The 16,040-nt window shown below is 67.3% G+C and carries 20 protein-coding genes; 5 read left to right on the plus strand and 15 right to left on the minus strand.

Annotation, left to right across the window (positions count from 1 at the left end; all coding sequences use genetic code 11):
* Positions 1-121: 121 nt before the first annotated feature.
* Together ABD089_RS10005 and ABD089_RS10010 are read right to left on the minus strand one after the other, a co-directional pair.
* Positions 122-676 carry a PH domain-containing protein gene (locus ABD089_RS10005; RefSeq protein ID WP_343886217.1) on the minus strand — a complete coding sequence of 185 codons (555 nt, stop codon included), beginning with the start codon at positions 674-676 and terminating at the stop codon, positions 122-124.
* 15 nt (positions 677-691) lie between these two features.
* Positions 692-838 (minus strand): hypothetical protein, encoded by a 147-nt coding sequence (locus tag ABD089_RS10010; RefSeq protein WP_343886219.1) that lies wholly within the window; start codon positions 836-838, stop codon positions 692-694.
* A gap of 193 nt (positions 839-1,031) precedes the next feature.
* Here ABD089_RS10010 and mce point away from each other — a divergent pair, with 193 nt between their 5' ends.
* Positions 1,032-1,481: a methylmalonyl-CoA epimerase gene (gene mce, locus ABD089_RS10015; protein WP_343886220.1), complete on the plus strand. Its 450-nt coding sequence runs from the start codon at positions 1,032-1,034 to the stop codon at positions 1,479-1,481.
* A 135-nt stretch (positions 1,482-1,616) separates the two neighbouring features.
* Positions 1,617-2,858, plus strand: coding sequence for a DivIVA domain-containing protein (locus ABD089_RS10020; RefSeq protein WP_343886221.1), 1,242 nt, complete (start codon positions 1,617-1,619; stop codon positions 2,856-2,858).
* A 5-nt stretch (positions 2,859-2,863) separates the two neighbouring features.
* On the opposite strand, the gene ABD089_RS10025 is transcribed toward ABD089_RS10020, so the two are convergent.
* From ABD089_RS10025 to nucS, 3 genes are all read right to left on the minus strand, one after another.
* The gene (locus ABD089_RS10025) at positions 2,864-3,940 is read right to left on the minus strand and encodes a hypothetical protein (RefSeq protein WP_343886222.1); all 1,077 of its coding nucleotides are present in this window, start codon (positions 3,938-3,940) and stop codon (positions 2,864-2,866) included.
* Positions 3,937-4,443: a SigE family RNA polymerase sigma factor gene (locus tag ABD089_RS10030; protein ID WP_343886223.1), complete on the minus strand. Its 507-nt coding sequence runs from the start codon at positions 4,441-4,443 to the stop codon at positions 3,937-3,939. The genes ABD089_RS10025 and ABD089_RS10030 overlap by 4 nt, the downstream gene beginning before the upstream one ends.
* Before the next feature lie 68 nt (positions 4,444-4,511).
* Positions 4,512-5,228: an endonuclease NucS gene (nucS, locus tag ABD089_RS10035; protein WP_343886225.1), complete on the minus strand. Its 717-nt coding sequence runs from the start codon at positions 5,226-5,228 to the stop codon at positions 4,512-4,514.
* Positions 5,229-5,310: 82 nt separating this feature from the next.
* On the opposite strand from nucS, the gene ABD089_RS10040 reads away from it, so the two are divergent.
* Both ABD089_RS10040 and ABD089_RS10045 read left to right on the plus strand, forming a co-directional pair.
* Positions 5,311-5,589 (plus strand): hypothetical protein, encoded by a 279-nt coding sequence (locus ABD089_RS10040; protein ID WP_343886226.1) that lies wholly within the window; start codon positions 5,311-5,313, stop codon positions 5,587-5,589.
* Entirely contained in the window at positions 5,589-6,353 is a 765-nt protein-coding gene (locus ABD089_RS10045) for an alpha/beta fold hydrolase (RefSeq protein WP_343886227.1), read from the plus strand. The genes ABD089_RS10040 and ABD089_RS10045 overlap by 1 nt, the downstream gene beginning before the upstream one ends.
* Before the next feature lie 5 nt (positions 6,354-6,358).
* Here ABD089_RS10045 and ABD089_RS10050 read toward each other — a convergent pair whose 3' ends face one another.
* Complete coding sequence (locus ABD089_RS10050; protein ID WP_343886228.1) at positions 6,359-7,204, minus strand: phosphotransferase; 846 nt, start codon at positions 7,202-7,204, stop codon at positions 6,359-6,361.
* Entirely contained in the window at positions 7,204-7,860 is a 657-nt protein-coding gene (locus ABD089_RS10055; protein WP_343886229.1) for a peptidylprolyl isomerase, read from the minus strand. The genes ABD089_RS10050 and ABD089_RS10055 overlap by 1 nt, the downstream gene beginning before the upstream one ends.
* Before the next feature lie 55 nt (positions 7,861-7,915).
* Here ABD089_RS10055 and ABD089_RS10060 point away from each other — a divergent pair, with 55 nt between their 5' ends.
* The gene (locus ABD089_RS10060; protein ID WP_343886230.1) at positions 7,916-8,530 is read left to right on the plus strand and encodes a cob(I)yrinic acid a,c-diamide adenosyltransferase; all 615 of its coding nucleotides are present in this window, start codon (positions 7,916-7,918) and stop codon (positions 8,528-8,530) included.
* Here ABD089_RS10060 and lplAB read toward each other — a convergent pair whose 3' ends face one another.
* From lplAB to ABD089_RS10100, 8 genes are all read right to left on the minus strand, one after another.
* Positions 8,531-9,580 carry a lipoate-protein ligase LplAB gene (gene lplAB, locus ABD089_RS10065; RefSeq protein ID WP_343886231.1) on the minus strand — a complete coding sequence of 350 codons (1,050 nt, stop codon included), beginning with the start codon at positions 9,578-9,580 and terminating at the stop codon, positions 8,531-8,533.
* Positions 9,581-9,601: 21 nt separating this feature from the next.
* Complete coding sequence (locus ABD089_RS10070) at positions 9,602-10,057, minus strand: DUF2550 domain-containing protein (RefSeq protein WP_343886232.1); 456 nt, start codon at positions 10,055-10,057, stop codon at positions 9,602-9,604.
* A gap of 108 nt (positions 10,058-10,165) precedes the next feature.
* Complete coding sequence (locus ABD089_RS10075; protein WP_343886233.1) at positions 10,166-10,579, minus strand: F0F1 ATP synthase subunit epsilon; 414 nt, start codon at positions 10,577-10,579, stop codon at positions 10,166-10,168.
* Between the two features lie 2 nt (positions 10,580-10,581).
* On the minus strand, positions 10,582-12,051 hold the full coding sequence (gene atpD, locus ABD089_RS10080; protein ID WP_343886234.1) for a F0F1 ATP synthase subunit beta: 1,470 nt from the start codon (positions 12,049-12,051) through the stop codon (positions 10,582-10,584).
* A gap of 16 nt (positions 12,052-12,067) precedes the next feature.
* Positions 12,068-12,991 (minus strand): F0F1 ATP synthase subunit gamma, encoded by a 924-nt coding sequence (locus tag ABD089_RS10085; protein ID WP_343886235.1) that lies wholly within the window; start codon positions 12,989-12,991, stop codon positions 12,068-12,070.
* A gap of 7 nt (positions 12,992-12,998) precedes the next feature.
* Positions 12,999-14,627 (minus strand): F0F1 ATP synthase subunit alpha, encoded by a 1,629-nt coding sequence (gene atpA / locus ABD089_RS10090; protein ID WP_343886236.1) that lies wholly within the window; start codon positions 14,625-14,627, stop codon positions 12,999-13,001.
* Positions 14,628-14,689: 62 nt separating this feature from the next.
* Entirely contained in the window at positions 14,690-15,490 is an 801-nt protein-coding gene (locus ABD089_RS10095; RefSeq protein WP_343886237.1) for a F0F1 ATP synthase subunit delta, read from the minus strand.
* Positions 15,487-16,029, minus strand: a complete 543-nt coding sequence (locus tag ABD089_RS10100; RefSeq protein ID WP_343886238.1) for a F0F1 ATP synthase subunit B — start codon at positions 16,027-16,029, stop codon at positions 15,487-15,489. Before ABD089_RS10100 ends, ABD089_RS10095 begins: the two co-directional genes overlap by 4 nt.
* Between the last annotated feature and the right edge of the window lie 11 nt (positions 16,030-16,040).

Here is a 16,040-nt window from a genome sequence, read left to right on the forward strand (position 1 = left end):
CCAATCGGGAGCGGCGCCTCGTTGTTGCGTCGTCGCAGTGACATCGTGGGCCCAGCGCGTACCCGTGGACGATGGATCGTTCAAGCGGCCAGATTTCCCACCCTGTCAGGGTGCGGAAGGCTCAGGAACCATCGTCCTCGTCGTCCGGCTCCTGCACCCGGACATTGGCTCGGAGACCCGCTCGCTGGATCACCTGCTGGATCGTCAGGTCGCGCTCCTCGGGGCGTCCGACGTAGGTGATGTCGCGCAAGCCTTGGTCCTGGGCAGCCGACTCGAAGGTGAAGTGGCCGTAACCCAGGATCCGTCCCCAGAAGGGCTGGGCGACGGAGATGTCGAGGATTCGGGTCATCGGCATGGTGGCCAGGTGCTGGTCGAGGATGCCGTGCACCCGGAAGACCCGCATGTTGGTGATGACGAAGCGGTCCATGTACTGGATGTGGATCTTCACCAGCGCCCACAACATCACGGCGAATCCCAGTGCCACGGGAACCCAGAAGAGGTCCCCCCAGTGCGGCAGCATCCAGAACCAGGGGATGAGGGCGACGATCGCCAGCACGGGCCCTGCCATGGTCACCCAGTGCTTGGGGACCTCGTCGATCACGTACTCCCCCTCCCCGCTGATGAGGTGGCGGTCGACGTCAGGTTCGACGAAGCGGGTGAAGAATCCGGCGGCCATCGAGGTGGCCGAGGGTCAGTTCGCGAGGGCGCGGAACAGGCGGGTGATGGCGTCCACGACGGACTTCACACCGTTGGCGAACTCCTCGGGCTGGGTCGCGATGTAGTAGATGATGAACGCGACCAGGAGGGTCCACAAGATCTTCTTGGCCCACTCGGGCATCATCGTTCTCCTCGCTGTGTACGGCAGGGTGGCCATAGGGGAAGGTCACACCGGTCTGCACCATAGTGCCGCAGCCTGGCCCTGCGGTCACCAACGGCGCGCCAAACCCTTCAGCGGCAGTGCAGGGTTCACGGTTGCGGAAACCCGCCACCCGCCCGCCCGCGCCTCAATGGCCTGTGAAAGAGTTGGACCCATGGACAACGAGAACCTCTTCATCTGCATCGACCACGTCGGCCTGGCCGTCAACGACCTCGACGAGGCCATCAAGTTCCACACCGAGAAGTTCGGCTGGCGCTTGCTCCACCAGGAGGTCAACGAGGAGCAGGGCGTTGCCGAGGCCATGATGGGCACCGGCTCGCAGCTGCCCGAGAGCGCCCAGATCCAGCTTCTGGCCCCGCTGAAGGAAGACTCCACCATCGGCAAGTGGCTGGCCCGCAACGGCGGCCCCGGCATCCAGCAGCTCTGCTACCGCGTGGCCGACATCGACCACGTGTGCGAGGTGCTGCGCGAGCGCGGCCTGCGCCTGCTCTACCCCGAGCCCAAGACCGGCACCGGTGGCGCGCGCATCAACTTCGTCCACCCGAAGGATGCCGGTGGCGTCCTGCTCGAGCTGACCGAGCCCCCGGCCAACGCCGCTCACTGAGCCAGCCGACCATTCATTTCCGTCGCCGCGGGCGGCGCTCCCCTCGGAGCGCCGCCCGCACTGCGTCCGGGCGGTGTTGGTAGCCTCAAGGGTGGGCGCCACTCCCCCGGCGAGCCGCTGGACGAGAGGAATGACGTGACGCAGCAGTCGGACGATTACTACGACGACACCGCGAACGAGGAGACGGGCCTCAACCTGTTCGACGACTCGGCAAGCGCGGCGGGGTCCTTCACCCGCGAGATGTTCGGCTACGACCGTGGGTCGGTCGACAGTTACGTCCGCGAGATCGAGAAGCAGCTCTCGACGCTCAAGCAGCTCGTCCGCACCCTGCGCCACGAGGTCGCACTGGCCGAGCGGACCAACGGCACCACCGACTTCACCCGGCTCGGGTCCCACGCCACCGGCATCCTGCGTACCGCCGAGTCCCAGGGCAATGACCTGGTCGCCAAGGCCTCCATCGAGGCCGAACGGATCAAGGAGGAGGGGCGGCGTGTCGCGGCCGACCTCCGCGCCAATGCCCAGGCCGAGGCGGACGACATCCGGGTCGCGGGCCTGGCGAACCTGCGCCAACTGCGCGAGGACCTCGAGGGCGAGCAGACCACCACGATCATGGCCGCGCGAGGCGAGGCCCAGTCCATCATCGCCGCCGCCCGCCGCCAGGCCGACGCACTGGCCACCCAGGCGCGGCAGAATTTCGCCAACCAGACCCAGGCCGCCGAGCTGCAGGCCGAGAGGATCATCGCCGAGGCGAACCGCCGCGCCGCCGACATCGAGGCAGCAGCGAAGCAGACCGCTGAGACCCATCTGGTCGAGGCCAATGCCCGCCACGACGAACTGCGCCTCAAGGCGGAGGCGCTGCTGAGCGAGGCCACCCAGCACCACGAGCAGTCAGCCGCCGACCTGGCGAACCAGGCAGAGGAGGCCCAGCAGATCCGTTCGCGAGCGCTGGCCGAGGCCGAGAAGACCAAGGCCGAAGCCGCGCGCGAAGCGGAGACGACGATCGCGTCCGCCCACCGTCAGGCAGCCATGCTGAAGGACCGCCTCGAGGAGCAGTACGCCTGGCGCAAGGAGCAGTTGGAGCGCGAGGTCGCAGCGTTGGTGCAGCGCAAGGGAGCGGTCGTGGCGCAGATGTCGAACCTGCGCCAGCTCGCGGGTGACGCGCCGCTCGACTTCCCCGACGACGATCCCTTCGGCTCCTCCGACCCGCGGGAGAAGCAGACCTTCGCCGCCGAGCAGCTGCCGCCGCTCGACGCCGACGCGACCCAGGTGCAGCCCCGCATCGAGTCCGGTGAACAGACCCAGGTCTTCGACCATACATCCACCGAGGTCTTCGACCGCTCCGACGTCGAGTACACCGAGGTGGTCAGGCGCGACTGACTTACTCAACCCCTGTCGGTGTGCGTCGTGCCCGCCGAATCGCGCCAGATGACCGTGGGCCTGGTGAAGTCCGTGTTGCGCTTCTCGGCCGCAGAGACCCAACAGCTGTACGTGCCCGCGAGCACTTCCTTGGTCTCGACGCTTTCGGGATTGTCGGCCCACACGACGCTCACCAGCCTTGCGCCCTGTGGGAGGACGCCCGCAGCCCAGGCCCTGCCCTGGCCCGTCAGCTGCTGCGATGTGAAGCTCTTCGTCACCGACGAAGTCGACAGTGGGCTCGTGGCTCCCGAACCTTCCGCGATGAGCTCGAACATGTCGTGGGCCTCGGAGACGATGACGCTCACGTCGCCGCCCAGCAGCTGGGTCGTTGCCGCGGGCAGCGCTCGTCCGGTGCCCTCGCGGTAGACCCCTGCGGTGTCGCGGAAGAAGATGTCGGCCTTCTCCCCACTGCCAACCGGATGGTCGTAGCGCATCAGGAGCACGCTGACCCCGGAGCTGCCGAGCGGGACGGGCTTGGTGGTGACGACCTCGCTCGGGGTGTCGTCGCCGGGCCGCCCGACGCGTGCCACCCAGGTGGGATTGCCGGGCACGGTGACGACACGCCAGCGCTGCAGGTCACCACCCCCCGCCGTCATGATGGACGCAACCTCGGTGAGCTTTCCCGAACCGCTGCGGATGTCGAGCGGTGTGACCAGTTGCGCGCCCGTACTCGATCGCACCTCGATCTGCACGCCATCGGCGCAATCCGTGACGGCCGGGGCCGCGCCACACCTCGCGACGAAGGTCGGCTGGTCGAGGAGTTCACCGTTGGCGAGTTCGTTCCCGTCCAACCGCACCTCGACGAGCGAACTCGGGGAGTTCGCGCTGTCCAAGGAGGTCCTGGTGCCCTGCTGCGTGACCATCGTGGCAGTCAACAGGCCAACCCCGCACAAGGCCCCGGCCCAGGCCGCCCGACGCTGGTTGCGCTCGCGGACCCCTTGCCGGCCGCGCGCGATCAGCTCGTCGAGGTCCAGGTTGACTTCATGGGTACGAGCCGATTCGGCCAGGTGCTGCTTCAGGTCGTGTTCGAAGTCGGTGCTCATGCAAGTGCTCCTTCGGCTTGAAGGGTGCGCAGGGTGGCCAGGCCGCGTGATGCGGCCGACTTCACTGCGCCGGGGGAAATGTTCAGGGACTCGGCGATCTCTCGCTCGGTCATGTCGCAGAAGTAGCGCAGCACGATCACCCTGCGCTGCCCCTCCGGCAATCGCCGCACCAACCTGGCCACCTCATCGTGCGTGGCAAGACGCTCATGCGCGTCCAGGGCGGCCAGCGAGCTGGCTGGGTCGTCGTCCAGGACCTCCGAGCGGCGGGAGCGCCATCGGTCGATGTTCTCGTTGACGAGTGTCCGTCTGGCATAGGCCAGGGCGTCCGCGCGGCGCACCTTCGGCCACGCCACGTAGGTCTTGACCAAGGCACTCTGCACCAGGTCATCGGCCTGTTCCCGGTTGCCGGTCAGCAGCCAGGCCGTTCCGCTCAGCGACGACTGCGCGTCGGTGACGAATTGGGAGAATTCCTCATCCCGCTGCGCCTTCTTTGGGCCAAACATCGTGTCCCCGTCCTGTGGGTGTCCTCACCCAGCACTACGGAGGAAGGCACCAGAAGGTTGCTCCAGCCTCAGAACAATCGGTCCTCGGCGTGGTCCATTCCGCGCAGCGCGTCGTAGTCGACCGTGACACATGCGATGCCGCGGTCGCCGGCCAGCACCCGGGCTTGCGGCTTGATCTGCTGGGCCGCGAAGACCCCGGCGACCGGGCTCATCAGCGGGTCGCGGTTCATCAGTTCGAGGTAACGGGAGAGCTGCTCGACCCCGTCGATCTCACCCCGACGCTTCACCTCGACGGCCACGTACTGGCCCTCGTCGCTGCGCAACAGCAGGTCCACCGGGCCGATGGCGGTGAAGTATTCGCGCTGGACCAAGGTCCAACCGTCCCCGAAGGTGGTCGGGTTCTCCGCGAGCAGGGCCTGGAGGTGGGCTTCGACGCCGTCCTTCTGCAGGCCCGGGTCGACTCCGAAGTCCTGTTCGACGTCCAGGTGCACGGCGCCGATCGAGATCTGCAATGTGTCGCCCCCCTTGCCCTTGACCTCCCAGACCTGGGTGATCGTCGGGTCGAGGTCGGCCGTGGTGGCGGGGACGTCGGTTGCCTCGTCGAGGTGGGTGACCTCGAGCGTGCACGGCGGGCTCATCCAGTTCAGCGGCTTGTAGGCGCGGTCGTCGGCATGGATCGAGACCGAGGAGTCGGCCTTGACGATGATCAGCCGCTTCGCCATCGGCAGGTGCGCCGTGAGCCGCCCCGCGTAGTCGACCTGACAATCCGCAATCACCAAACGCACGCGGTCAACCTACCTGACGATCTTCGCCATGCCTGACGATCTTCTCCCCGTTGCGTCACGATCTGGCCGGTACGCTGGCCAGGTGGCAAAGCGTCCGAGCAAGCACCTGCGACCCGCCCGTCCCCTGAGCGGTGGTCATGCGAGCGCGGCGCACAAGGCGGACGGAAGTTGGGTGGTCCGCACGATCCCGGGCAGCCGCGCCACCAAGCCCTACACCTGCCCCGGTTGCCACCAGGTGATTGCCGTCGGTGTCCCGCACGTCGTGGCCTGGCCCAGTGAACCGACCGGCTTCGGCTCGAACCTGTCCCCCATCGACGAGCGCCGACACTGGCACACGGGCTGTTGGAACCGAAAGCACTGATGTTGCACACGCTGGTCGTCGAGGGCGGCCCCACTCCCCTGGTCTTCCTGCACGGCTTGTTCGGGCAGGGAAAGAACTTCCTGCAGATCGCCAAGTTCGTCGCCGACCTCGCGACGTCCACGCTGGTTGACCTGCCCAACCACGGACGATCGGGCTGGACCGAGACGATCGACTACCCGTCCATGGCTGCCGAGGTGGCCGAGGTGCTGACCGCGATCGGACGCCCTGTCTGTCTGGTCGGGCACTCGATGGGCGGCAAGGTGGCGATGCGGGTGGCGCTGGACCACGCCGACCTTGTGGAGCGGTTGATGGTGGTCGACGTCTCCCCCAAGGTCGGTCTGGGGTCGAACTTCGACCCCTTCTTCGCCGCGATGCAGGGCCTGGACCTGGCGGCGCTGGAGTCTCGCCGGCAGGCCGACGAGCTGCTCACGCCCGGCATCCCCAACCCGGTGGTCCGCGGTTTCCTGATGCAGAACCTGCGCCACGACCACGGACGTTGGCACTGGCAGATGAACCTCGACCTGCTGGCGGCGTCGATGGACGCGATCAGCGGTTGGCCGGAGACGGACGCGAGCTACGACGGCCCGGTGCTGTGGGTCGCCGGTGAGACCTCGAACTACATCCAGCCCGAGTTCGCCCCGGCGATGCGCGCGCTGTTCCCCCGCACGCGCAAGGTCACGATCAGGGGCGCCGGACATTGGGTGCACTCCGAACAGCCCGCGGCCTTCACGTCGACGCTGCGGAGCTTCCTCGAGATGAGCTGACCCCCTCAGGCCCGGACCTCAGACTCATCCAACCCCAGGCATTCGGCCAGATGGGTGAAGCCGTGCGCTTCGAAAGCCTCGTCCCCCACCTGGTTTGCCCAACAGACGGTCCCGACGGCTTCGCGGAGGTTGATCCGCTCCCAGCCGGACGCCTGACGAGGGTCGCTGCCGTAGCCCTTGACGAAGGCCTCGGCCAGTTCGGGCCGGTCCCGCCACTCGCGGCGGTCCAGCCGGACCAGGTCGGTGGCGGCCGGCCGCCAGTCGAAACGACCCAGGTCGATCACGAACAGCCGGCCCTGGTGAACGAGCCAGTTGCGTTCCTGCCAGTCGCCATGGGTGGGGACGAGCGTGGCCACGGGATGCGCGTGGGCGGCGATCCGTTCGCGGAGCAAACGCTCGGCAGCTGGTGCGATCCGATGCGGACCCTCCAGCCAGCGCAGGGCACGGGCGTCCAGGGAAAGCTCGTGGTGGGGGTCCTGGCGCGACGCCTGGCGGTGGAAGCGCGCCAGCAGTTCACCCGCCTGGCGGTGCAGTTCGGGGTCCAGCGCCTCGGTGCTGTCCTGGACGAGGACTCCGGGCAGATACTCGACCGCGATCACGTTGAGCTCCGGGGACGCGTGCAGCAGGCACCCGATGCGGCCGTGCCACGGACGGCACCACTGTTCGCGTCCGGTGATTTCCCGACCGATGTGGTGGTTGCCCGGCCCTGCGGCCTTGACGACCACCTCTCCCCCGTGCCAGCGGTGGTGCTGGACGACCGTGTCAACCAGCCCCCAGCTCATGTCGGCCACCAGGACGTGGCCGGGGAACCAGTCATCCAGGACCCTGCACTGGGTAGCGGTGAGCGCCATCAGCCCAAGGTGACGGCGGTGATCTTCGCGAGGGCATTGGGGCTGATGCCGTTGGCAGCCACACCTTGGGCCGCAACGGCGGCCACGGCCTGCGTGGAGTCCTCGTCCATCTGCCCGAAGACGGTGTAGCTGGGGTCGAGCTGGGTGTCCTCCCACACCAGGAAGACCTGCGAGCCGTTCGTGTTGGGCCCCGCATTGGCCATGGCGACCGTCCCCTTGGGGTAGGTCTCCGAGCCGGTCAGTTCGTCCGCGAAGGAGTAGCCGGGGCCGCCTCTACCTGTCCCGGTCGGGTCGCCGCACTGGAGGATGAAGATGCCCTGGTCGACCAGACGATGACACTTGGTGTTGGTGTACCAGCCCTGTTTGGCCAGCGACTCGAACGAATTAACCGTGCAGGGCGTCTTCGAGCGGTCCATGGTGATCGTGACGGGCTTGCCGTCCAGCTTCAACGTCACGCTGGCAGTGCCCGTGCGCGCGACATTGGTGGTGCTGGGCGGGTCGACCGTCCTGGCCGCCTGCCCGCTGACGGGGTACTCGCAGCTCGCTCCCGTGGCTGGCGTCGTCGAGGTCTGGCTCCCGGACGACGAACCATTGGCGCAGGCTCCCAGCACAAGCAAGGGGACGAGCAATGACAGGACGGGACGCGGCGAGGGCATGGGCGCCATGCTAGTCATGCCCGCTGCTCCGGGCCCTCGCGACTAGGCTGATGTCATGGTGAACCTGACGCGCATCTACACCCGCACCGGCGACGGCGGCGAGACCCGCCTGTCCGACAACTCGCTCACCCGCAAGACGGACCTGCGGGTGGACGCCTATGGGCAGGTGGACGAGGCCAACTCGGCGATCGGCGTGGCGGTGGCGATGGGGATCCCCGACGAGCGGATCGTCGCTGCCCTGGGCATCATCCAGAACGAGCTCTTCGACGTGGGCGCGGACCTGTCCAATCCTCTGGTTGCCAACCCCGAGTGGGAGCCCCTGCGGGTGATACAGCCCTCGATCGAACGACTCGAGGCCTGGTGCGACGAGTTCATGGAGACCCTGCCGAAACTGCGCTCCTTCATCCTGCCCGGCGGCACCCTGCCGGCTGCACAGTTGCACGTGGCCCGGACGATCGTGCGTCGTGCCGAGCGCACGGCCTGGCAGTGCGTCGAGCAGTACGGCACCGAGACCACCGATGACGCGGAACTTCGCCCCGGCGGGGTGAACCCCTTGGCGGTCACCTACCTGAACCGGCTCTCGGACCTGTTGTTCATCATGGCCCGGGCAGCCAATGGCGAGTCCGAGGTGCTGTGGGTGCCCGGCGGCGAACGAAACCCCAACGCCTGATCAGGGGACGCGCTGGGTCCACGCGTCCGTTGCGAACTTCTCGGCCACCAGACGCTGGGCTCGGGCCAACTCGTCGTCGGTGTAGGTGGACAGGGACGACTCGTAGCGCCCCATGAAGTGCTTGATGAAGCTCGTCATGATCTGCTCGCGCGTCAGGCCGGTCTGGCTGCGCATCGGGTCGACGCGCTTGTTGGCGCTCTTCGTCCCCTTGTCGGAGAGCTTCTCGCGCCCGATGCGCAGCACCTCGAGCATCTTGTCGGCGTCGATGTCGTAGCTCATCGTGACGTGGTGCAGCACCGTGCCGTCCACGAAGCGGCGCTGCGCGGCGCCACCGATCTTGCCCTTGTCGGACGCGATGTCGTTCAGCGGCACATAGCGCGCATTGACACCCACCTCGGCCAGGGCGCCGAGCACCCAGTCGTCCAGGAAGGCATATGACTGCTCGAAACTGAGCCCCTCGACGAGCGACTCCGGCACGACGAGTGAGTAGGTGATGCAGTTGCCCGGCTCCATGAACATCGCCCCGCCGCCTGTGATCCGACGCACGACGTCGATGCCGTGCCGAGCCTGACCCTCGGGGTCGATCTCGTTGCGGACGCTCTGGAAGGAGCCGATCACCACGAGCGGCGAGTCCCAGTCCCAGAACCGGAAGGTGGGATTGCGCACGCCAGCACCCACCTGCTCGCAGATGACCTGGTCGAGGGCGACGTGCAGGGCAGGTGGGAGGGTCACCGCGTCGATGACGTCGAAGGCGTGGTCGCTCCAGCTCGTTGCGTGGCCCAGCGCACGACGCACGGCAATCCCGACCGACTCCGGCGTGAAGCCGATCAAGTGCACATCCTCCGAGATCGCCGCCTCGATGGCCTGGCCGATCTGCAGCGCGGACGAGGTACCCGGCAGCCCCTCAACGGCGCCGTTGATGGTCTCGAGCGCGTCGTCGGGCTCGAGGAAGAAGTCACCGGACAGGTGCACATTGCGCAACAGCCCGTCCACCTCGTCGACGTCTACTGCGACGAGCTTGCCGCCCCTGACCTTGTACTCCCCACGCATGCCGACGAGCCTACCGGTGGCTCACGAGTGGTAGGTCTCGCCTCCGGGCGGTGCGGCCTCCAGCCAGCTCATCAGACCTGTGACCGACTGCGGCGTCATGGCCAACTCCTGAACGCGATCGTCGCCGTCGCTGGACAGCTGCAGGCGGACGATCTGGTCTTCCCCGAACAGCACAATCGCCTCGGCCGGGTCGGGGGCTCGTCGGCCGAGGGCCACGGTCTGATCGCGATGCAGCTCGACGTGTGGACGCCAGCTCAGCGAGAAGATGCGGAACCACTGCAGCACGTCGCCCTCATAGCGCGCGAGCCCGGTCGCCCAACCCACGCCCGGGCCTGAAGACCGCAGACGCAATGCGCAGTCGAAGACACCACCCTGGGACGAGAGCCACCGGCGCCGGGCCCAGAGTCCGAGGATCGGGGCGATGAGGAGCAGCATGAGCAATACCGCCCCGAACTCCGCCGTCGCCATCCAACCCATGGGGAGAATCTAGCCGATCCCACCAGCGACCGTCGGGTCGGGGGCCGAACGCACCGAGGGGCCGCCCGGACGGTTCCGGACGGCCCCTCGGGCCTGGCTGACCTGGGGTCAGAAGGCGTGCGAGTTGCCCTTGCGGGCTGCCTTGAGCTGGGCAGCGGCCAAGTGCATGCGGTGCACCTCGTCCTGCGTCGCGTCACCATCCTGGTGCAGCTTCGACAAGGTGTCGAACTCCGCTTGGGCCGCGTCGACCGAGACTTCCTGGCTCATCGTCGCGTACTGCGACACGAGGCTCACGCGGTTGGCGGCAACTGACAAGAAGCCCCCGTCGATGGCGACCATCTCACGCCGCCCGTCCGAGGCCACGATCTCCGCTGCGCACGGCACGAGGCCGGCCAGCAGGGGCTCGTGGCCCGACTGGATGCCGATGTCACCCTCGGTGGTCCGGACGATGACCATCTCGGCCTCGCCCTCCCAGACCATGCGGTCTGCGGCAACCACCTCGACATTCAACGGTGCGGCCATGCTCACAGATCCTTCTGCATCTCGGCCCACTTCGCCTCGACGTCATCCATACCGCCGACGTTGAAGAAGGCCTGCTCGGCGATATGGTCGACGTCGCCGCGGCAGATCATCTGGAAGGCCTCGACGGTCTGCTCCAGCGGAACCGTCGACCCCTCGATGCCCGTGAACTTCGTGGCCATGTAGGTGTTCTGCGACAGGAACTGCTGCAGACGACGAGCGCGGTTGACGATGATCTTGTCCTCTTCGGACAACTCGTCGACGCCGAGGATCGCGATGATGTCCTGGAGCTCCTTGTTGCGCTGCAGGATCTGCTTGACCTCGATGGCAGTGTCGTAGTGGTGCTGGCCGACATACTGCGGATCCAGGATTCGCGAGGTCGAGGTCAGCGGGTCGACGGCCGGGTACAGACCACGCGAGGCGATGTCACGCGAGAGCTCGGTGGTGGCATCGAGGTGCGCGAAGGTGGTGGCCGGGGCGGGGTCGGTGTAGTCGTCGGCGGGGACGTAGATGGCCTGCATCGAGGTGATGGAGTGGCCCCGGGTCGACGTGATGCGCTCCTGGAGGGCACCCATCTCGTCCGCCAGGGTGGGCTGATAGCCCACGGCCGAGGGCATGCGACCCAGCAGGGTCGAGACCTCGGAACCGGCCTGGGTGAAGCGGAAGATGTTGTCGATGAACAACAGCACGTCCTGGCTCTGCACGTCGCGGAAGTACTCCGCCATCGTCAGCGCCGAGAGGGCGACGCGCAGACGCGTGCCCGGCGGCTCGTCCATCTGGCCGAAGACCAGCGCGGTGTCCTTGAGCACGCCAGCCTCTTCCATCTCCATGATGAGGTCGTTGCCCTCACGGGTGCGCTCACCCACGCCGGCGAAAACCGAGGTGCCACCGAAGTTGTGGGCGATGCGGTAGATCATCTCCTGGATGAGCACCGTCTTGCCGACGCCGGCGCCGCCGAACAGGCCGATCTTGCCGCCCTGGACGTAGGGGGTCAGCAGGTCGAGCACCTTGATGCCGGTGTGCAGCATCTCGGTCTTCGACTCCAGTGCGTCGAACTTGGGGGCGTCACGGTGGATCGGCCAGCGCTCGGTGATCTCGACGCCATTGGCGGCGAGGTCCTCGTTCAGGCAATCGCCGGTGACATTCCACACGCGTCCCTTGGCGACGTCGCCGACCGGCACCGAGATCGGGGCGCCGGTGTCGATCACCTGGTCACCGCGGCGCATGCCGTCGGTGGGCTTCAGCGAGATGGCGCGAACCATGTTGTCGCCGACGTGCAGGTTGACCTCGAGGGTGAAGGTGCGCTTCTCCTGGGGGTTCTCCAGTGAGTCGACCGTCACGGTCAGCGCGTTCATGATGTCTGGCATCTGGTCGGCGGGGAACTCCACGTCGACGACGGGGCCGATGACGCGGGCGACGCGGCCCACACCAGCGCTGCGCTGCTCGGCCTGGGGATTGACAAGGGTGTCAGTCATTTCCATTCTTCCTGGTTCACTCGTCCGCGTTCGCTTCGGCCAGCGCTCCCGCGCCGCCGACGATCTCGCTGATTTCCTGGGTGATCTGGGCCTGACGGGCCTGGTTGGCCTGGGTCGTGAGCTTCTCGATCAGTTGCTGGGCGTTGTCGGTGGCCGACTTCATGGCCTTCTGGCGGCTCGCCAGCTCGGAGGCGGCAGCCTCGAGCAGGTAGAACCACACGCGGTTGCGCAGGTAGAGGCCGAGCAGCTGGTCGAGCACGGTCTCCGGGTCGGGCTCGAAGGTGTAGAGCAAGGGGGTGTCGCCCTCGGCCTCGATGGCCTTGTCGACGTCCTTGCCCTCCTCGATGACCTCGATCGGCAGCAGACGACGCACACGCGGCGACTGGGTCAGCATCGAGACCATGCGGGTGTAGACGGCGTAGATCTCGTCCACGCCACCCTCGTCCGAGTCCTGGACGAAGCGCTCGAGCAGCGCGTCACTGATCTCGGCGGCCTTCTCGTAGGTCGGGGCATCGGTGAAACCCGTCCACGTCTGCTCCATCTGAACCTGACGGAAGCCCAGATAGTCGGCGCCCTTGCGGCCGACGACATACATGACGACCTCCAGACCCTCCCCCTGGAGCTTTTCGCGAAGGCGCAACGCCGTCTTGATGGCGTTGGTGGAGTAGCCGCCAGCGAGCCCACGGTCCGAGGTGAACATCACCACGGCCGCGCGGCGACGATGCTTTGGCTCACCCACCAGCGGGTGGTCAATGTCGGAGTGCTGCGCGACTGCGGCGACGGCCCGGTTGAGCACACTCGTGAAGGGCAGGGCCGCGCGAGCCGCGCGGTCCGCCTTCACGATCCGGGATGCAGCAATCAGCTCCATGGCCCGGGTGATCTTCTGGGTCGTGGCAACCGACTTGCGTCGCTGTCGCAACTCCCTCAGGGATGCTGGCATTGTCTGGTCAGCCTCGCTTCACGACGATCTGCTCGTTCGAGACCTTGTCGTCCTCGAGCGGCTTGTGCTCCTCGCGGCCCAGGAGATGGCCCTCCGAGGTGCGGAAGCCCTGCTTGAACTGCTCGATCGCCGCGCCAGCAGCAGCTTCGGTGTCCTTGTCGAAAACCTTCGTCTCCGCAACGGTCGACAGGATCGGGGTGTTGTGGCGCAGGTGCTCCAGCATCTCCTGCTCGAAACGCAGCACGTCATTGACGGGAACGTCGTCGAAGTGGCCATTGGTGCCCGCCCAGACGCTGAGCACCTGGTCTTCCACCGCGTAGGGCGCGTACTGGCCCTGGCGCAGCAGCTCCGTGAGGCGGGCGCCCCGCTCGAGCTGCTTGCGCGAAGCGGCGTCGAGGTCGGAGGCGAACATCGCGAAGGCCTGCATGTCGCGGTACTGGGCGAGACTCAGCTTCAAGGTGCCGGAGACCGACTTCATCGCCTTGACCTGAGCGGCGCCACCAACTCGGGAGACCGAGATGCCGACGTCCACGGCGGGACGCTGGTTGGCGTTGAACAGGTCGGACTGGAGGAAGATCTGGCCATCGGTGATGGAGATCACGTTGGTCGGGATGTAGGCCGAGACGTCATTGGCCTTGGTCTCGATGATCGGCAGGCCGGTCATCGAGCCGGCGCCCAACTCGTCGGAGAGCTTTGCGCAACGCTCGAGCAGACGGCTGTGGAGGTAGAAGACGTCGCCGGGGTAGGCCTCACGGCCCGGGGGACGACGCAGCAGCAGCGACATGGCGCGGTAGGCCTCGGCCTGCTTGGTGAGGTCGTCGAAGATGATCAGGACGTGCTTGCCCTGGTACATCCAGTGCTGGCCGAGCGCGGAACCCGAGTAGGGCGCGATGTACTTGAAGCCGGCCGGCGCGGAGGCGGAGGCGTTGACGATGGTGGTGTATTCCATCGCTCCGGCCCTCTCCAGCGTGCCGCGCACCTCGGCGACGGTCGAGCCCTTCTGACCGACGGCGACGTAGATGCAGCGGACCTGCTTGGTCGGATCGCCCGACTCCCAGTTCGCCTTCTGGTTGATGATCGTGTCGATGGCAATGGCGGTCTTGCCCGTCTTGCGGTCACCAATGATCAGCTGGCGCTGACCACGGCCGATCGGGATCATCGCGTCGATGGCCTTCAGACCGGTCTGCATCGGCTCGCGGACCTCCTGGCGGTCCATGACGCCCGCCGCCTGGAGCTCCAGGGCGCGACGGGTCTCGGCCTGGATCTCGCCAAGTCCGTCGATGGGGTTGCCCATCGCGTCGATGACGCGGCCCAGGAAGGCATCACCGACGGGCACGGAGAGAACCTCGCCGGTGCCGCGCACCTCGGAGCCCTCCTCGATGTGGTCGGAGTTGCCGAGTACGACGACGCCGATCTCACGCACATCGAGGTTCAGCGCGATGCCCATGGTGCCGTCGGCGAAGCGGAGCAGCTCGTTCGCCATGACCGAGGGCAGGCCCTCGACGCGGGCGATGCCGTCGCCCGAGGTGACGACCTTGCCAACCTCTTCGCGTTCCGCCGCCGCGGGGGTGTAGTTCTGGACGAAGGTGTCCAGTGCGTCGCGGATCTCGTCCGGACGAATCGTCAGTTCCGCCATTGCTTGCGTCCCTACTCTTTCGAAATCGCTTGCACCCTTGTGGGGCGGCTTGGGGTTGGTCTTCAGCCGAGCTGGCGCTTGGCCTGCTCGAGCCGATCTGCAATCGTGCCCTGGATGATCTCATTGCCCAGCTCCACCCGGACGCCGCCGATGACCTCGGGATCGATCGTGAACTGGAGGTCGACCTGGCGGCCGGCGATGCTGCTCAGCGCGACCTGGAGCCGGGCCTTCTGCTCGTCGGTCATCTCTCGGGCGACGGTCACCTTGGCAACGTCGCGGTTGCGCAGCTGCGCGGCGAGGGCCAGGTAGCCGTCGACCGTCGTCTCGAAGTTGCGGTTGCGTCCAGCCGCCGCACGGGAGGCCAGGGAGCTGGTCCACCCAGTGGCCTTGCCGGCCAACAGGTTGCGGACGAGTTCCTGCCGGCCCGACAGAGGGCGGCTGCGGTCGCTCAGTGCCGCACGGAGCTCCGGGGAGCCCTGGACGGTCTGGGCGAACCGGAAGAGCTCGTCGGTGACCTCGTCCAGCTGGCCGTGGGCCTGTGCACTGGACAGCTCGGCCCGGACGGCCTGGCGCTCGACGGCGTCGACCAGCGAGCGGCCCGAACGCCAGCGCAGGCCAGCAGCCTGCACCAGGAGGTCCAGGGCCTGCCCGCCGACCTTTCCCTCGAACAACCGACGAGCCAGCCCCTGCTTGGCCTGCGAAGAGGCCGCAGGATCGGTGAACGCCCGCTTGAGCGCGGACTGGGAGTCAATCGCGTCAACGAGAGCGAACAACTCCCCCGGCGTGGCGAAGTCGAGCTGCTGGGAATCCAGCACCTTGTCGAGCTCACCCTGCCGGGACTCTTCGGTTGCACTGAGGGTCATACCGTCTGCCTCTGCTCGCTCGTGGACTCCAGCTCGGCCAGGAAGCGGTCGACCGTGCCGCGGACGCGGACGTCGTCGTCGAGGGACTCCCCGACGATGCGTCCGGCCAGCGTCGTGGCCAGGCCGCCGACCTCACCCTTGAGCTGGTTCAGGGCCTGCTCGCGCTCGGCCGAAACCTGGGCACGGGCAGATTCCACGATCCGGGTGGATTCCTTGGTCGCCTGATCCCGCATCTCGGCAAGGATCTGGGCGCCCTGGTTCTTGGCCTCCTCGCGGATGCGAGCGGCCTCGTCTCGGGCCTCCGAGAGCTGGGCGGCGTACTGCGAACGCGCAGCCTCCGCCTCGGCCTGGGCGCGCTCGGCGCGCTCCATGCCTCCCTGAATGGCGTCCGCACGCTCCGCATACATCTTCTCGAAGGCCGGTACGACCCACTTGGCCAGAACGGCCCACACGAGGCCGACCAGGATGAGGCCGATGAACAGCTCGGAGAGATGGTGCGGCAGCAGCGGGCCCAGGTCCAGCTCCTGAGGCACCCACATGAGGGGCACCA

It is taken from the genome of Luteococcus sanguinis (assembly GCF_039527675.1).
GTDB lineage: Bacteria > Actinomycetota > Actinomycetes > Propionibacteriales > Propionibacteriaceae > Luteococcus > Luteococcus sanguinis.

What these genes read in the sequence shown, in the direction of transcription:
- ABD089_RS10005 (WP_343886217.1), bottom strand. Translation starts at nt 676, where the DNA reads ATGGCCGCCGGATTCTTCACCCGCTTCGTCGAACCTGACGTCGACCGC.
- ABD089_RS10010 (WP_343886219.1), bottom strand. Translation starts at nt 838, where the DNA reads ATGCCCGAGTGGGCCAAGAAGATCTTGTGGACCCTCCTGGTCGCGTTC.
- mce (WP_343886220.1), top strand. Translation starts at nt 1,032, where the DNA reads ATGGACAACGAGAACCTCTTCATCTGCATCGACCACGTCGGCCTGGCC.
- ABD089_RS10025 (WP_343886222.1), bottom strand. Translation starts at nt 3,940, where the DNA reads ATGAGCACCGACTTCGAACACGACCTGAAGCAGCACCTGGCCGAATCG.
- ABD089_RS10030 (WP_343886223.1), bottom strand. Translation starts at nt 4,443, where the DNA reads ATGTTTGGCCCAAAGAAGGCGCAGCGGGATGAGGAATTCTCCCAATTC.
- ABD089_RS10045 (WP_343886227.1), top strand. Translation starts at nt 5,589, where the DNA reads ATGTTGCACACGCTGGTCGTCGAGGGCGGCCCCACTCCCCTGGTCTTC.
- ABD089_RS10050 (WP_343886228.1), bottom strand. Translation starts at nt 7,204, where the DNA reads ATGGCGCTCACCGCTACCCAGTGCAGGGTCCTGGATGACTGGTTCCCC.
- ABD089_RS10055 (WP_343886229.1), bottom strand. Translation starts at nt 7,860, where the DNA reads ATGCCCTCGCCGCGTCCCGTCCTGTCATTGCTCGTCCCCTTGCTTGTG.
- ABD089_RS10060 (WP_343886230.1), top strand. Translation starts at nt 7,916, where the DNA reads ATGGTGAACCTGACGCGCATCTACACCCGCACCGGCGACGGCGGCGAG.
- lplAB (WP_343886231.1), bottom strand. Translation starts at nt 9,580, where the DNA reads ATGCGTGGGGAGTACAAGGTCAGGGGCGGCAAGCTCGTCGCAGTAGAC.
- ABD089_RS10070 (WP_343886232.1), bottom strand. Translation starts at nt 10,057, where the DNA reads ATGGGTTGGATGGCGACGGCGGAGTTCGGGGCGGTATTGCTCATGCTG.
- ABD089_RS10075 (WP_343886233.1), bottom strand. Translation starts at nt 10,579, where the DNA reads ATGGCCGCACCGTTGAATGTCGAGGTGGTTGCCGCAGACCGCATGGTC.
- atpD (WP_343886234.1), bottom strand. Translation starts at nt 12,051, where the DNA reads ATGACTGACACCCTTGTCAATCCCCAGGCCGAGCAGCGCAGCGCTGGT.
- ABD089_RS10085 (WP_343886235.1), bottom strand. Translation starts at nt 12,991, where the DNA reads ATGCCAGCATCCCTGAGGGAGTTGCGACAGCGACGCAAGTCGGTTGCC.
- atpA (WP_343886236.1), bottom strand. Translation starts at nt 14,627, where the DNA reads ATGGCGGAACTGACGATTCGTCCGGACGAGATCCGCGACGCACTGGAC.
- ABD089_RS10095 (WP_343886237.1), bottom strand. Translation starts at nt 15,490, where the DNA reads ATGACCCTCAGTGCAACCGAAGAGTCCCGGCAGGGTGAGCTCGACAAG.
- ABD089_RS10100 (WP_343886238.1), bottom strand. Translation starts at nt 16,029, where the DNA reads ATGTGGGTGCCTCAGGAGCTGGACCTGGGCCCGCTGCTGCCGCACCAT.